Here is a 15,064-nt window from a genome sequence, read left to right on the forward strand (position 1 = left end):
CGGGATCAGAGGTCCCCCGCGAGGGCGGCGAGGCGCTCGACCCGCTCCTCGGTCGGGGGGTGGGAACGGGGATCGAGACGGTACGGGTCCCGGTCCTCGCCGCGGTCGAACCCGTGGGGGAGGAAACAGAGGCCCCGGACGCCGGCTGCCGCCTCCCGGGCGTCCGTCTCCGGAGTCGGCGTCGCGTCCCCGTCGAGCGTCTCCAGCGCCCCGACGAGCGCGGCGGGGTCGCCGGTGAGCCGTGCCGCGCTCCGGTCGGCGACGAACTCGCGACTCCGGGAGAGCGATCGGGCGAGCGCGACGACGGGAGCGGTGAGCACGCCCAGCACGACGCCGCCCAGCAGGACGGTCAACGCGACGAGCGCGAGGAAGGCGACGGTGAAGGCCGGCGAGCCAAGCGGCGCGTCGATGACGCTCGCGGCGAGCAGGTAGCCGACGCCGACGGCCACGGCCCCCGCGAGGAGCCGGCGTCTCGGCGACGCCGGCAGCGGGTCGTACTCGCCGTTGGCGAGCGCCGGCAGGAACCCGGCCAGCGTCATCACGGCGGCGTCGCGGTTCTTGACGTGCATCAGCTCGTGGGCCAGGACCGCGTCGAGCTCGGCACCGGAGAGCTCGTCGAGCAGCCCCTCGCTGACGACCAGCGTCGCGGAGCCGGGCGTGCCGACGGTGAAGCTGTTGGGCACGTCGCTGTCGGTCACCGCGACCGTCGGGACGGCCAGGTCCGCCTGCTGGCAGCGCCGCTCGACGCGGGCGTGGAGGTCCGGGTACGTCGCCGGCGAGACGGGCGCTGCGTCGACGCGAGCGAGCGTGTTGGCCCGCGTGAACCGCGCCTGTGCCCACGCGAACGCCAGCGTCGCGGGCGCGACGACGGCGAGCCACCACGCCGCCGTCGGACCGACCGGGAGGACGGCCGCGACGGCGTCCCGGACCGGCCCGAGCCACGGCGTCAGGAGCGACGCCGCGGCGGCGACGACGAGGAGGTCCAGGGCCAGCAGGAGGGCGAGCGTCAGGGCGATGCGGCGGGTGAAGGTCCCCATACGCTAGTCCAGTGTTTCCGTCAGCGGGGCAAAGAGCTTCTGGTGACTGAAACCGCGCTCTGACTGAGGACAATATTTTAGACTGACTGGCCGGAACGTCCGAACAGTGCCTTCCAGCCTCGCCCGCGCCGCCCTGACCCTGCTCGGCGTCGCCGCCGTGGTTCTCGGGACCGCGCTGTTCCCGGCAGCGCTGGACGTCCCCCTCCAGCCCAGTGGTCCCGCGTCCACCCCGACGCCGACGGCGACGGCGTCGCCGACGCCCACGCCGACACCGACACCGACACCGACGGCCACGCCCGCCGAGACGGACGCGGCCCCCGCCGACACCTCGTGGCCGACGCCGCCCGACCTCTCGTCGCTGCCGCTCCTGGTGACCGGGCTCGGCCTCGTCGCCGTCGCCGCCGTGGTCCTCTCGCGGGCCCGCGGTATCGACTGGGACGAGGTCGACGGCGGCGGGCTCGCGGCGGCGTTGCTGGCTCGTGTCCCGTTCGCCGGTCGTCTCCGACGCATCCCGCAGTTCACGACCGCCGTCCTGCTCACCGGCGCGACGGCCCTGGCCGGCGTCGCCGGCGGCGTCGGCCGGGTGGCCGGCAGCGTCGCGGCCGGGCTCTCCTCGGGCGTCCGCCCGCTCGCCCGGATGGCCGGCCGCGCGCTCCTCGCCGCTCCGGGCGGCGTCGCGGTCCTCCTGACCGCGCCGGTCGGCGCGCTGTCGACCCTCCGCCGGGGCGAGGTCCCGTCCCTCCGTGGCCTGTTCGACCGCCCCGACGCCCTCGGACCGGACGAGCCGACCGACACCGACGCCCGTGTCGCCGACGACACGGGCGACGACGTGGCGCGGAGCGATCCAGCTCCGCCGTCGCTCCGCGAGGCCTGGCAACGGCTGACCGCGGCGGTTCCGGTCCCGAACCCCGCGGCGACGACGCCGGGAGAGTACGCCCGCCGAGCCGTCGCCGCCGGGCTCCCCGCCGAGCCGGTGTGGCGACTCACGAGGGCGGTCCGCGCCGTCGCGTACGGCGGCGAGTCAGCGTCCGACGGTCGGACCGAGACGGCACGGCGGGCGCTCGCGGCCATCTTCGAGGACGGGGGTGACGGGGAGTGAGCCGGACCGAGACCGTCGCTCGGGCCGACGAGGGCACGGCGGTCGGGGACGCCGACGCCGCGGTCGACGCCGGGGACGACGCGGCCACCGACGAGCGGACCCGCGTCGCGCGGGCGACCCTCGACGGCCGCCCCGAGCCCGCGGACGGCGGTCTCGGCTGGCGGCTCGCCGCGACGGTCGGGCTGCTCGCGCTCGCGGGCAGCGTCGCCGTCGCGCTCGTACCCGGTCTCGTCGCCGTCCCGGGCGACCAGTCGGCGGCCGCGATGCTCCGGGGCGCACTCCCGGTCGTCGCGGCCGCCGTCGCGTTGCTGGGCCTGTCCGCCGCGCTCGGCACCGACGGGCACGCGGCGGCCGACGCCCGCGTCACGTTCCCCGACGAGCCCGAGGCCGTCGACGGGGAGGACCGAGAGCTGGTCGGCGGCGAGCTGGACGAGCGGCTCGCCGCGATCGGTGGCCGCGTCGACCGGTACGACCCGCTGGAGGCCGGCTACGCCGGCGACGTGCGGGACCGACTCCGGGAGACGGCGGAGCGAACGCTCGCCGAGTCGGCCGGCTACGACGCCGACGGGGCGGCCGAGGCCGTCGAGCACGGGACCTGGACCGACGACCCGCGGGCCGCCGCCTTCCTCGGCGGTGGGTCGGTGCCGGACCCGCCGCTGCGCGTCCAGCTCCGGGACTGGGCCAGCGGCGAGGCGTTCGACCGACGGGTCGCGGCGACGCTGGCCGAGATCCGACGCCACCGGGACGGTGATGCCCGATGACCGACCGGCGACGCCCCCGGCGGGCGGGGGCGCTGGGGACGGCGCTGGTCACCGGCGCGGTCGGGCTCGCCGCCGGCAACGCCGCGGTCTTCGTCGCGGCGACGGTGCCGCTGGTGTACGCCGCCTACGCCGCGGCGACGAGCGACCCGACGCCGCGGCTGACCGTCGAGCGGTCGGTGTCGCCGGCCGCGCCGCTGCCCGGCGAGGACGTAACGGTGACGGTCACGGTGACCAACGACGGCCGTGACTACCTCCCGGACGTCCGCGTGGTCGACGGCGTCCCGGACTCGCTGTCGGTGGTCGAGGGGACCCCCCGGCTCGGGACGGCGCTGGACGCCGGCGAGTCGGCCGCCGTCGAGTACACGGTCGTCGCCCGCCGCGGCGAACACGCCTTCGGCGGGACGACCGTCGCCTGTCGCGACCTCGCGGGCACCACCGAGGTCCGCGAGCGCGTCGCCGCCGACTCGCTCGTCGAGTGCGGGACCAGCGCCGCCTCGCCGGCGCTGTCTGCCGACTCGCTGCCTCGTGCCGGGCGCGTGCCGACCAGCGCCGGGGGCGAGGGCGTCGCCTTCTACGGCATCCGCGAGTACCAGTCGACGGACTCGATGCGCCGGATCGACTGGAACCGCTTCGCCCGGACCAGCGAGCTTGCGACCGTCGAGTACCGCGAGACGACGAGCGCGACGGTCGTGGTCCTCGTCGACACGCGCCACCCGGTCGCGGCGAGCGCGGCCACGCCGACCGCCGTCGAACTCTGCCGGGACGCCGCACAGCGCCTGGCCGCCGAGCGCCTCGACGAGGACGACCGGGTGGGCGCGGCGACGTTCGACGGCCTCGCGACGCTCCGGCCGCGGGCCGACCGGGGCCAGTACCGCCGGATCCGCGCGTTTCTCGACGACGCCGTGGGGACCGACGCCGCGTCGACGGATCGGTCGACCGGTCGACAGACGGCACCGACCACCCGGTTCGCGGCACGCGACCACCTCCAGACGGGCGAGACGGTGGCGGACGGCGGTGAGCCGAGCGTGGCGAGGCGATCCTCGTCAGACCGCGGCTCTGACGGCGGTGAGCCGAGCGTGGCGAGGCGATCCTCGTCGGAACCGCGGTCCGACGGCGGGAGACTGGTCGAGGGTCTCGACCGGCGACTGCCCGACGGCGCGCAGGTCCTGTTCTGTACGCCGCTGCTGGACGACGCGGCGGGCGACGCCGCCGAGCGACTCGTCGCGCGGGGCCACGCCGTCACCGTCGTCAGCCCCGACGTGACGAACGAGGCGACGCCCGGCGGGACGCTGGCGGCGCTCGACCGCACGCGCCGGGTGTCGCGACTCAGGGGGACGCTCCCGGTCGTCGACTGGGACCCCGACGAACCCCTCGCGACGGCGGTCCTCCGCAGGGCCGAGGCCGCGGGGTGGTCGGCGTGAGCACCGACACCCGACCGGCACGGGCGACGGCGACGCTGGCGGGCGCGGTCGCCGTCGTCACGGCGCTGCTGGTCGGATTCGGCGTCGCCGGGCCGGTACCGGTCGTCGGGGCGGTCGCCGGCGGACTGTCGGTCGCGGCCGGCGCGTGGCTGCTCGACGGGGCGACGAACGCGCGCCTCGCCGGGGGGAGCGTCACGCTCGTCGCCGGCGTCGTGGCGGTCGGGACGGCCCCGCTGCTGGCGACCGGTGCCGGCACGGCGGTCGCGCTCGCGCTCGGCCTGGGCGTCACCGCGGTCGCGACCGACCTCGTGGTCGGGGTCGACGGCTACGGCTCGCTCCATCGCGGCCTCGTCGAGAGCGGGAACGTGGTCCTCGTCGGCCTCGTCGCCGCGGTCGGACTCACGATCGCGGTCCGGTTCGGGGTCGTGACGGCGGTGTTGCTCGTCCCCCTGGCCGCCTCCGTGGTGAACCCGCTGGTCGGGTTCGTCACGCTCCAGGCGTACGCGCTGGCCGTCCTCGCGCTGCTGCACCGGGCCGGCGACACCGTCGCCGGCTGGCTCCCCGACCGGGAGGGGCGGCGGCTCGACCGGCTGACCGACCTCGGCGTCCCGGTCCGGGAGGTACCACGGGCCGTCTGGGCCGTCCTCGGCGTCGAGTGTCTCCTCGCGCTCTCCGGGCGCGCCGTCGCCCTGTTCTCGCTGTTCGTCGACGCCGTCCCCGGCGGGCTGCTCGGCGCGGCGCTGTCTGGTCCGCTCCACGCCGTCCTCGGACTCGTCGGGCTCGCGCTCCTGGGAGTGCTCGCCGCGGACGCGCTCCACAACTGGGTCGCCGACTGGCTCGGCGACGACCCGCCGCGGGCGCTGTCGTTCCAGGCCGGCGGCCTCGTCGCGGTGGCGCTCGCGCTCACGGTCGTCCCGGTCCTGTCCGCCCTCGGCCTCCCCTTCGTCGGTGGGGTTCCGGGGCCATCTGGAACCGTGGCCGGCCCGGCCGGCGTCGCCCTCGGGGCGGTTCTGCTGTGTCTGGTGACGGTCGGGATCGGCCTGCGAGCGATCTCGGTGGTCGCCGGACGGGGACTGGTCGCCCGCGGGGCCGCCGGCGTCGCGGTCGGGAGCGGGCTCCTGCTCGTCGGCACGCTCGGGGCGGCGGAGCTCGGCCTGTGGACGCCGCTGGTCGTCGTCGGCGTCGCCGGAGCCCTGCTGGCGTGGGACGTCGGAAGCCACGCCGCGAGCGTCGGTGCGCAGCTGGGTCGCGCCGCCGAGACGACCGACGCCCAGTTCGTCCACGTCACGGGCAGCATCCTCGTCGTCCTCGCTGGCGTCGGGATCGCCCTCGCGGGGCGGTACCTGGTCGTCCCCGCGGTGGCACCGCCGGCGACGGCCGACACAGCACTGCGGGCGGGCGTCGCGCTGGGGCTCGCGGTCGTCGCGCTCGTGGCGTTCGCCATCGCGGGCTCGCTCCGGGACCGTCGGACCGTCGAGGAGTGACGGCCGGCCGAGCGCCGACGGGCGGACTTTTCACCCGGGCCGGCCAAGGGCGGGCTATGTTGCAGGGAGTCAACGTCGTGCTCGGGGTCTCGGGCTCCATCGCCGCTGTCAAGACGGTCGAACTGGCCCACGAACTCCGCCGGCGGGGAGCCAGCGTCCGGGCCGTGATGACCGACAGCGCGACCGGGATCGTCCACCCCTGGTCGCTGGCGTACGCGACCGACGCCGACGTGGTGACGGAACTCACCGGCGCGGTCGAGCACGTCGACCTCTGCGGGGTCGACGGCTGGGGGGACGTCCTCCTGCTCGCGCCGGCGACGGCCAACACCGTCGGGAAGGTCGCGGCGGCGGTCGACGACACCCCGGTGACGACGTGCGCGACGACGGCGCTGGGCGCGGGGCTGCCCGTCGTCGTCGCGCCGGCGATGCACGAGCCGATGTACGACCACCCCGGCGTGCTCGACGCCATCGAGCGCGTCGAGTCCTGGGGCGTCGAGTTCGTCGACCCGCGCGTCGAGGAGGGGAAGGCGAAGATCGCCACCGAGGCGGCCATCGTGACCGAGGTGGCCCGCGCCGCGGGCGACCGGCCACTCGCCGGCCGGCACGTCGTCGTCACCGCGGGCGCGACCACGGAGTCCGTCGATCCCGTGCGGACCCTCTCGAACCGCGCGTCCGGGCGGACCGGGCGCGCCGTCGCACGGGCCTGTTACGTCGACGGAGCCGACGTGACGCTGGTCCACGACGGGCCGGACGTGCCATACGCCACCGTCGAGCGCGTCGAGTCCGCGGCGGAGATGACCGCCGCCGTCACCGAGGCGGCCGAGGACGCCGACGCGCTCGTCTCGGCGGCCGCCATCTCCGACTACACGGTCGAGCGGGCCGACGAGAAGATCCGGAGCGGGCAGTCGGGGCTGACGCTGGACCTCGAACCCACGCCGAAGCTCATCGACACGGTCCGCGAGGCCCGCCCCGACCTCACTATCGTCGGGTTCAAGGTGGAGTCGGCCGGCGACGACGACGCGCTCGTCGAGCGTGCCCGCGACCTGCGAGAGCGGGCCGACCTCGCGTTCGTCGTCGCCAACGACGCGAGCGTGATGGGCGGGGACGACACCCGCGCGCTCGTCGTCAGGGCCGACGACGCGGGGGAGTACGCGGGCGACAAGGCCGGCCTCGGCCGCCGCGTCGCGGCGGAACTGGCGACAGAACTGGCCGAGGAGTAGCTGATCCCGAAATTGTTTTGCGTATCCCGTTGCTCGCATCCGGTAGTAGCCGACACGCTGTCTCACACCATGGATACCGAAGAACGACGCGCCGACGACCGCCTGCTCGTCCCGGTCGACGACACCGTGACGATGCGAAACACCGTCGCGTACGTCGTCGACGAGGTCTCGGACGCGGCCGGCCCGGTCGAACTGCACTTCGTCGTCGTGGCGGAGACGCGGTCGGTCGACCCGGACGCGCAGGCCGAACTCGGCGAGGCGACGGACCTCCTGGATCGCGTCGACGCGTGGCTCGACGACGACTTCGGCGAGGAGCGCCCCGAGGGACTGACCGTCGAGACGGCGGTGCTGGGCACGGATCGCTACCTGTTCAGCCCCGGCGACTACGCCGACGAGATACGGGACTACGCCGAGGCGAACGACGTCACCCGCGTCGTGCTCGATCCGGAGTACAGCCCCGGCGGGTCGACGCCGATGTTGCGGCCGCTGGAACGGGAGCTCTCGCGGCGGGACCTCTCCGTCGACCGCGCTCCGGTCGAGCGCCGCGCCGAGCGGACCGTCGTCACGCGCGCGGCGTCGCTCTCGAAGTACCTCACCGTCTTCGGCGTCTCGTACCTGTTCTACCTGCTGTTGAGCGCCTGGAAGCCGCTCGACTTCCTGACCGGGTTCGTCACGGCGGCGCTGGTGGCGGTGTTGCTCGCCCCCGTCGCGTTCAGCGAGCAGCCCTCGGTCGGTCGCGTCGGCAAGCAGTTCGCCCGCCTGCTCGTCTACGCCCCCTACCTGCTGAAGGAGATCGCCGTCGCGAACCTCCAGATCGCCTACGTGGTCCTCCACCCCGACCTCCCGATCGAGCCGAAGATAGTGGAGCTGCGGGCCGCAGTGTGGGGCGACGCCGCGGTGACGACGCTCGCGAACTCCATCACGCTCACGCCGGGGACGCTGACCGTCAGCGTCTCGAACCGCGCGTTCGACATCCACTGCCTGACGGTCAGTACCCGTGAGGCGCTCTTCGACGGCGGCCTGGAGCGAGCGGTTCGGTTCGTCTTCTACGGCCGCGAGGCCGCCGCCATCGCGTCGCCCCGCGAACGCGGGGACGACGGGGAGGGCCAGGATGGTTGAGTTCGCACAGGCCCTGCTGGCCGTCGCGGGAGCGTTCGTCCTCTTCGCGCTCGTGGCGCTGTACCGCGCCTTCGTCGGCCCGACCATCCACGACCGGGTCATCGCGGTCAACGTGATGGGGACCAACACCGTCATCGCCATCGCGCTCGTGGCGGCCGCGTTCCAGGAGTCGGTGTTCCTCGACGTGGCGCTGGTGTACGCCCTGCTGAACTTCCTGCTGTCGATCGCGTTCTCGAAGTTCAACGTCGAGCACGGGGGTGTGCTATGACACCGATCGAGTGGGCCGTCGTCGGCGTCGCGCTGCTGGGGGCCTTCTTCGGAGGCGTCGCCGCGCTCGGCATCCTCCGGCTCCCGGACGTGTACACGCGCGCACACGCGGCGTCCAAGAGCGACACGCTCGGGGCCGTGCTGACCGTGGGAGCCGCCGCGCTCGCCCTCCAGAGCGACATTTCGACCGTGAAGGCCGTCTTCCTCCTGACCTTCCTGTTCATCACGAACCCGACGGCGGCCCACGCCATCGCCCGCGCCGCACAGGACCAGGGGATCGAACCGTGGACGCTGGACGACGAGGAGGGAGAGGCGTGACGCTGACGCTGCTCGAAGGCGCGCTGCTGGTGTTCGTCGTCGGGTGCGCGCTGGGCGCGGCCCTGCTCCGCGAGACGCTGGCGGCGCTGATGGCCTTCGCCGCTTACAGTCTCGGGATCTCCATCATCTGGCTCATCCTGCAGGCTCCCGACGTGGGACTGACGGAGGCCGCCGTCGGGGCGGGCATCATGACCTTGCTCTTCCTGCTGGCGCTGGCCAACACCGTCTCGCCCGACGAGGAGCACCTGCTGGAATCCGTCGACTGGGGCGCGCTGGCGCTCGTCGCCGTCTTCGTCCTCGTCGTGGGCGCGACCGTCCCGGCGCTGCCGGCCATCGGCGCGCCCGACGCCCCGGTCGTCGGCGGCGACGTCAGCCAGTACTACATCGAAAACGCGAAGGGAGAGACACAGGTGAAAAACGCCGTGACCGCCGTGCTCGCGGCCTACCGCGGGTTCGACACGCTCGGGGAAGCGGTCGTCGTCTTCTCCGCCGGGGTGGCCGCGCTGGTGGTCCTGCGGAAGGAGGTGTTCGTATGAGCTTCGACGAACAGGGCCTGTACGTCGAGAGTACGATCATCATGACCACCGTCCGAGTCGTCTCGCCGCTGGTGTTGACCTTCGCGCTGTTCGTGATGTTCCACGGCGCGGACTCGCCGGGCGGGGGGTTCCAGGGCGGCGTCATCGCCGGCTCCGTCGTGATGATGATCGCTTTCGCGTACGGCATCGAATCGACGCGTCAGTGGGTCGACGGGCGGGTGCTGGCGGCGCTCGCCGTCGGCGGCGTCCTGAACTTCGCGGCGATCGGGCTGGGCACGCTCCCCCTCGGAGGGAACTTCCTCCAGTACGGGGTGTACAACCGGTTCTACTACGAGGCGACGAAATACGGCATCGAACTCGTGGAGCTGGGTATCGGTGCCATCGTCGCCAGCGTCGCCGTCGGCCTGTTCTTCCTGCTGGCCGCCGGCTTCACCCAGGCGGCGGAGGGGGGTGAGGAGTCGTGATCCCGCTGCAGCTCGACCTGCTGACGAGCCACTACAACTACTACGCCGTCGTCGTCCTGCTGGGGATCGGTCTGTACACGCTGGTGTCCTCGCCGAACCTCGTGAAGAAGGTCATCGGGATGAACGTCTTCCAGACGGGCATCTTCCTCTTCTTCATCACGCTCGCGTACCGCCGGGGCGGCAATCCGCCGGTCATCACCGAGGGCGGCGGGCCGTACGTCAGCCCGCTGCCCCACGTCCTCATCCTGACGGCCATCGTCGTCGGGGTGAGTCTGACCGCCGTCGCGCTGGCGCTCATCGTCCGCATCTACTCGGAGTACGGCACGCTCGACGAAGCGACCCTGGAGGACCTCTACTATGATTGAACACCTGCCCGTCCTGCTCGTGGCGTTGCCCATCGTCGGCGGCGCGGTCCCGCTGGTGGCGAGTCTGTTCACCGACCGGGTCGGCTGGACGGTCGCGACGCTGACGATGGCGGTCCACGTCGCCCTGTCGGCGCTGCTGGGTTGGCGGGTCTGGACGACCGGCACCGTCGACTACGCCGTCGGCGGCTTCGAGATCCCCTACGGCATCGAACTCGTCGTCGACGGGCTCTCGGCGATCGTGGTGCTCCTGATCGGCGTCGTCGCGCTCGGCGTGCTCGCGTACGCGCGCCGGGCCGGCCCGCGATCGAACGCCACCTACGCGCTCTACCTCCTGCTGGTGACCGGCCTGACGGGGATGACCGTCACCGGCGACGTGTTCAATCTGTACGTCTTCCTGGAGATCACGGGGCTCGCGGCCTACGGCCTGGTCGCCAGCGGCCGGGAGGCCCCGGCGGCCGTCGCCGCGCTGAAGTACCTCGTCATCGGCACCGTCGGCGCGTCCCTGTACCTGCTCGGGGTCGGCTACGCCCTGGCCGCGACGGGGACGCTGAACATGGCCGACCTGGCGACGGAACTGGCCGCCGTCGGCTACGACTCGACGCTGGTCCTGACGGCGTTCGGACTGATGATCGGCGGCCTGACGGTGAAGGTGGCGCTGTTCCCGCTGCACACCTGGCAGCCCGACGCCTACGCGAACGCCCCGGACTCGATCAGCGCACTCATCTCGGCGCTGGTCTCGACGGTGTCGGCCTACGCCATCGGCCGGCTGCTGTTCTCCGTGTTCACCGTCGACTTCTTCCGGGCCGTCCCCGAGGCTCGGGTGGCCTTGCTGGCGCTGGCCTGTGTCAGCGTCGTCGCCGGCAGCACGCTGGCGGTCACACAGACCAACGTCCAGCGGATGCTCGCGTACTCCTCGGTGTCGCAGTTCGGCCTCGTCGTCGCCGGCTTCGCCCTCGCGACGCCGATGGCCGTCGTCGGCGCGACGGTCCACCTCGTCGGCCACGCCGTGATGAAGGGCGGGCTGTTCGCGGCGTCGGGCGTCATCGAGCGAGAGACGGGTGCGACGACGCTGGGCGGCTACGCCGGCCTCGGTGGCCGCGTCCCCGCGGGGGCCGGCTCCTTCGCCGTGCTCGCGCTGGGGATGGTCGGCGTCCCGCCGGCGATCGGCTTCGTCGGCAAGTGGTTCATCGTCGTCGGTGCCGTCGAGGCCGGCCTGTGGCCGGTCGTGGTCGTCCTGCTGGCGAGCACGCTGCTGACGCTGGCGTACTTCGCGCGTCTCGTCGAGCGGCTCTACTTCGCCGAGCCGACCATCCGCGACGAGGCGGCCGTCGCCGACGGCGGTGACCGACCGGTCTCGCTCGGGATGACCGCCGTCGTCGTCGGTGCCGCCGTCCTCGCCGTCGCGCTGACCGCCGCCGTCCCCGCGATCGAACAGGTGCTGCTGGAGACACTGCCGCCACTGCTGGAACCATGACCGACGTCGCCTCACTCAGACCGCTGCTGGCCGTGCTCGTGTCGGCGCTCGCGATTCCCGTCGTCCTCTCGCTGGAGTCGCGACCGAACGTCCGCGAAGGCGTGACGCTGACCGTCGCCGCGGCGAAGTTCGCCATCGTCGCGAGTATGGTCCCCGGCGTGCTGTCGGGGACCGTCTACGTCACGTCGCTGGCCGACCTGGGCGCGGGCCTGAGCATCTCGCTGCGGGCGGACCCGCTGGGGATCCTCTTCGCTCTGCTGGCCAGCCTGCTGTGGATCGTGACCAGCTTCTACAGCATCGGCTACATGCGCGGGCTGGACGAACACGCACAGACGCGGTACTTCGCCGCGTTCGCGGCCAGCCTCGCCTCGGCGGTCGGGGTCGCCTTCGGCGCGAACCTCCTGACGCTGTTCGTCTTCTACGAGCTGCTGACGGTGTCGACGTACCCGCTGGTCACCCACGACGAGACCGACGAGGCCCGCGCCGCCGGCCGGAAGTACCTCGCGTACACCTTCGGCGGCGGCGTCGCCGTCCTCGGCGGGACCGTCCTCGTCTACGTCCTGACCGGGACGACGGCGTTCACGCCCGGCGGGATCGCCGACCTGGCGACGGCCGACCCGGCGCTGGTCCGGGCGGCCTTCGCCCTGCTGACGGCGGGCTTCGGCGTGAAGGCGGCGCTGATGCCGGTCCACTCCTGGCTGCCCGACGCGATGGTCGCGCCGACGCCGGTCTCGGGACTGCTCCACGCCGTCGCCGTCGTCAAGAGCGGCGTGTTCGGCGTCGCCCGCGTCGTGCTGGACGTGTACGGCCCGGACCTGCTTGGCGAACTGGGGCTCGCGCTCCCGCTGGCGGCCGTCGCGGCGTTCACGCTGCTGGCGGCGAGTGTCATCGCCATCCGGCAGGACAACCTCAAGCGCCGGCTGGCGTACTCGACGATCAGCCAGCTCTCGTACATCGTGCTCGGCCTCGCGCTGCTGGAGGGGCCGGCGCTCGTCGGCGGCCTGCTCCACATCCCCGCACACGCCTTCATGAAGCTCACCCTGTTCTTCTGTGCCGGCGCGATCCACGTCGAGACCCACACCGACGACATCAGCGATATGGCCGGCATCGGGACGCGGATGCCGCTGACGATGACCGCCTTCGGCGTCGCGGCGGCCGGGATGGCGGGCATCCCGCTGGTCGCCGGGTTCGTCAGCAAGTGGTACCTCGTCATCGGCGCGCTGGACGGCGGCGGCCTCGTCTTCGCTGCCGCCCTGCTGGTCTCGGGCGTGCTCAACATCGCGTACTTCTGGCCGATCGTCTACCAGGCGTTCTTCGAGTCCCCGGAGGGCCACGACGAGAAGCCGCTGATCGCCGGGCCGTTCGGGGGCCGCGAGTCCGTCCGGCCCGACGGCGGCGACGCCGCGGAGGCGGTCGAAGACGGAACCGCTCCCGGGGACGACGAAGGGGCCGAGACCGACGGAGAGATACCGGAACCGGAACACGTCGACCACCTCGGCAAGGACCGCGAGGACCACGAACACCACGGCGGCCCGCCGGCCGGCGGCTGGGACCGCCGGGGCTGGCTCGGCGGCGAGTCGACGTGGTTTATGCTCGGGCCGATCCTGACCGCGGCGACGCTGTCGCTGCTGCTCGGAATCGTGCCCAATACGGTCGTCTTCCTCCGCATCGTCGAGACGATCGTCGGTAACATCCCGGGGGTGGTGCTCTGATGGTCGACCCGCTGACCGCGGTGCCGCCGGTGGTCGTCCTGCTCGCGGTGGCGATCCTCGTGGCCGTGCTCCCCCGGCTGGCGGGCCACGCGCTGGGCGTCACCGCCTCGGTCGCGGCGGTCGCGTGGGCGTGGGTCGTCCCCGCGGGCGCGCACCTGCAGGTGACGTTCCTCGGGTTCGAGGCCGTCCTGCTCAACGTCGACGAGTTCTCGCGGCTGATGGGGCTCATCTTCGGGCTCATCGCGGCCGTCGCCGTCCTCTACTCCTACGCCAGCGAGGCCGACGGCGTCCAGACCGGCTTTGCCCTCTCGTACGTCGCGACGAGCTTCGGGGCCGTCTTCGCCGGCGACTGGCTCTCCCTGCTGTTCTTCTGGGAGCTGATGGCCGTCACCAGCACGCTCCTCGTCTGGTACTGGGGCGGCCAGGCGGTGCGGGCGGGCTTCCGCTACGCGATCTTCCACGGCATCGGTGGGACGCTGCTGATGGCCGCCATCCTCCAGACGTACGTCGTCAAGGGCACCTTCCTGTTCGCGTCGGTCCCCGGCGGCCCGGAGACGGCGGGGATCGTCGCCGGGCTCCCGGCCGCGCTGGCGGCCGTCGGCATCGGCGTCAACGTCGGGTTCATCGGCCTGCACGCGTGGCTCCCCGACACCTACCCGCGCCCGCACATCGCCGCGAGCGTCTTCCTCTGCGTGTTCACGACCAAGACGGGCGTCTACGGGATGTACCGCGCGTTCCCCGACGGCCACGTCGCCATCGCGTATATGGGCGGCGGGATGGCCGTCTTCGGGGCGACGTTCGCGCTGTTCCAGAACGATATGCGCCGCCTGCTCTCCTACCACATCCAGTCGCAGGTCGGCTATATGGTCGCCGGCGTCGGCATCGGCTCGGCGCTGGCCCAGGCCGGCGCGTTCGCCCACGTCTTCAACCACATCCTCTACAAGGCGCTACTCTTTATGACGGCCGGCGTCGTCGTCTACCGCACCGGCGAGGAGAACCTCAAGAAGCTCGGCGGGCTGGCCCGCGAGATGCCGCTGACGGCGGCCGCCTTCTCCGTCGCGGCGCTGTCGATCGCCGGCTTCCCCGGCTTCAACGGCTTCGTCAGCAAGGGGATCGTCATCGCCGGCAGTCACTACGACTTCGCGAAGGGGCCCCTGTATCTCCAGGGCCGGACGACGCTGGAGTGGCTCCTCCTCATCGGGGGCGTCGGGACCTTTATGTCGTTCATCAAGTTCGGCTACTACGCGTTCTTCCACGGCGAGTACGAGGGCTCCGTGCCCGACGCCAACCGCGGCCAGTCGGTCGCGATGGTCGCGGTAGCCGTCCTCTGTGTGGCCTACGGGCTGCTTCCGGGCGCGCTGTTCGGCCTGCTCCCGTTCGACGTGACCGACGGGGCCGTCGTCTCGCACGTCTACGTGACCTACACGGTCGACCACCTCGTCGAGGGGCTGGCGCTGGCCGTCGCCGGCCTCGTCGGCTTCGCCGTCGTCAAGAAGCCGCTCTCGAAACTCGGCCGCGTCCCCGACGTCGACCGGCTGACCAACCCCGCGGTGTTCTACGGCACCCGAGGGCTCGTCGTCGGCCTCACCGAGACCTACGCCGCCGTCGACCGCGCGGCCGTCGCCGGGAGTCAGGCGTTCGTCGACACGGTGCGAAACCCGAACGACGTCTACCGACGGGCCGTCGGCGACGGGGAGACGGCCCACCCGCTCAGGGCCGGCATCGGCGTCAGCATCCTCGTGCTGGCGGCGTTCGTCACCGTGACGATCGTCGTCCTGACGTGATCC

The 15,064-nt window shown here is 72.9% G+C and carries 15 protein-coding genes; 14 read left to right on the forward strand and 1 reads right to left on the reverse strand.

The features are described from left to right. Positions 1 to 5: 5 nt before the first annotated feature. A complete protein-coding gene (locus P0592_RS13805) occupies positions 6 to 1,037 on the reverse strand; it encodes a M48 family metalloprotease (RefSeq protein WP_276271483.1) in 1,032 nt (343 codons plus the stop codon). Between the two features lie 106 nt (positions 1,038 to 1,143). On the opposite strand from P0592_RS13805, the gene P0592_RS13810 reads away from it, so the two are divergent. The 14 genes from P0592_RS13810 to P0592_RS13875 all read left to right on the forward strand — a co-directional run bounded on the left by P0592_RS13810 (position 1,144) and on the right by P0592_RS13875 (position 15,061). Then, complete coding sequence (locus P0592_RS13810; RefSeq protein WP_276271484.1) at positions 1,144 to 2,136, forward strand: DUF4129 domain-containing protein; 993 nt, start codon at positions 1,144 to 1,146, stop codon at positions 2,134 to 2,136. Further along, positions 2,133 to 2,897, forward strand: coding sequence for a DUF7269 family protein (locus tag P0592_RS13815; RefSeq protein WP_276271486.1), 765 nt, complete (start codon positions 2,133 to 2,135; stop codon positions 2,895 to 2,897). Before P0592_RS13810 ends, P0592_RS13815 begins: the two co-directional genes overlap by 4 nt. Beyond that, positions 2,894 to 4,318, forward strand: coding sequence for a DUF58 domain-containing protein (locus P0592_RS13820; protein WP_276271487.1), 1,425 nt, complete (start codon positions 2,894 to 2,896; stop codon positions 4,316 to 4,318). The genes P0592_RS13815 and P0592_RS13820 overlap by 4 nt, the downstream gene beginning before the upstream one ends. Continuing rightward, positions 4,315 to 5,802: a DUF7519 family protein gene (locus tag P0592_RS13825; protein ID WP_276271488.1), complete on the forward strand. Its 1,488-nt coding sequence runs from the start codon at positions 4,315 to 4,317 to the stop codon at positions 5,800 to 5,802. The genes P0592_RS13820 and P0592_RS13825 overlap by 4 nt, the downstream gene beginning before the upstream one ends. 56 nt (positions 5,803 to 5,858) lie before the next feature. Then, on the forward strand, positions 5,859 to 7,022 hold the full coding sequence (coaBC, locus tag P0592_RS13830) for a bifunctional phosphopantothenoylcysteine decarboxylase/phosphopantothenate--cysteine ligase CoaBC (RefSeq protein WP_276271489.1): 1,164 nt from the start codon (positions 5,859 to 5,861) through the stop codon (positions 7,020 to 7,022). 69 nt (positions 7,023 to 7,091) lie between these two features. Next, complete coding sequence (locus P0592_RS13835; protein ID WP_276271490.1) at positions 7,092 to 8,141, forward strand: monovalent cation/H+ antiporter subunit E; 1,050 nt, start codon at positions 7,092 to 7,094, stop codon at positions 8,139 to 8,141. After that, positions 8,134 to 8,409, forward strand: coding sequence for a cation:proton antiporter (locus tag P0592_RS13840; protein ID WP_276271491.1), 276 nt, complete (start codon positions 8,134 to 8,136; stop codon positions 8,407 to 8,409). Before P0592_RS13835 ends, P0592_RS13840 begins: the two co-directional genes overlap by 8 nt. Then, positions 8,406 to 8,726, forward strand: coding sequence for a monovalent cation/H(+) antiporter subunit G (gene mnhG / locus P0592_RS13845; protein WP_276271492.1), 321 nt, complete (start codon positions 8,406 to 8,408; stop codon positions 8,724 to 8,726). Before P0592_RS13840 ends, mnhG begins: the two co-directional genes overlap by 4 nt. Beyond that, positions 8,723 to 9,262 (forward strand): DUF4040 domain-containing protein, encoded by a 540-nt coding sequence (locus P0592_RS13850; RefSeq protein WP_276271493.1) that lies wholly within the window; start codon positions 8,723 to 8,725, stop codon positions 9,260 to 9,262. Before mnhG ends, P0592_RS13850 begins: the two co-directional genes overlap by 4 nt. Beyond that, positions 9,259 to 9,726, forward strand: coding sequence for a Na(+)/H(+) antiporter subunit B (locus tag P0592_RS13855; protein ID WP_276271494.1), 468 nt, complete (start codon positions 9,259 to 9,261; stop codon positions 9,724 to 9,726). Before P0592_RS13850 ends, P0592_RS13855 begins: the two co-directional genes overlap by 4 nt. 5 nt (positions 9,727 to 9,731) lie before the next feature. Beyond that, the gene (locus tag P0592_RS13860; RefSeq protein ID WP_419181138.1) at positions 9,732 to 10,091 is read left to right on the forward strand and encodes a cation:proton antiporter subunit C; all 360 of its coding nucleotides are present in this window, start codon (positions 9,732 to 9,734) and stop codon (positions 10,089 to 10,091) included. After that, positions 10,084 to 11,565: a monovalent cation/H+ antiporter subunit D family protein gene (locus P0592_RS13865; protein ID WP_276271496.1), complete on the forward strand. Its 1,482-nt coding sequence runs from the start codon at positions 10,084 to 10,086 to the stop codon at positions 11,563 to 11,565. Before P0592_RS13860 ends, P0592_RS13865 begins: the two co-directional genes overlap by 8 nt. After that, positions 11,562 to 13,277 (forward strand): cation:proton antiporter, encoded by a 1,716-nt coding sequence (locus P0592_RS13870; protein ID WP_276271497.1) that lies wholly within the window; start codon positions 11,562 to 11,564, stop codon positions 13,275 to 13,277. The genes P0592_RS13865 and P0592_RS13870 overlap by 4 nt, the downstream gene beginning before the upstream one ends. After that, the gene (locus tag P0592_RS13875) at positions 13,277 to 15,061 is read left to right on the forward strand and encodes a Na(+)/H(+) antiporter subunit D (RefSeq protein ID WP_276271498.1); all 1,785 of its coding nucleotides are present in this window, start codon (positions 13,277 to 13,279) and stop codon (positions 15,059 to 15,061) included. Before P0592_RS13870 ends, P0592_RS13875 begins: the two co-directional genes overlap by 1 nt. The last annotated feature ends 3 nt before the right edge of the window (positions 15,062 to 15,064 follow it).

Origin of the sequence: Haloarcula litorea (assembly GCF_029338195.1) — an archaeon.
In the GTDB taxonomy this organism is placed as follows: Archaea; Halobacteriota; Halobacteria; order Halobacteriales; family Haloarculaceae; genus Haloarcula; species Haloarcula litorea.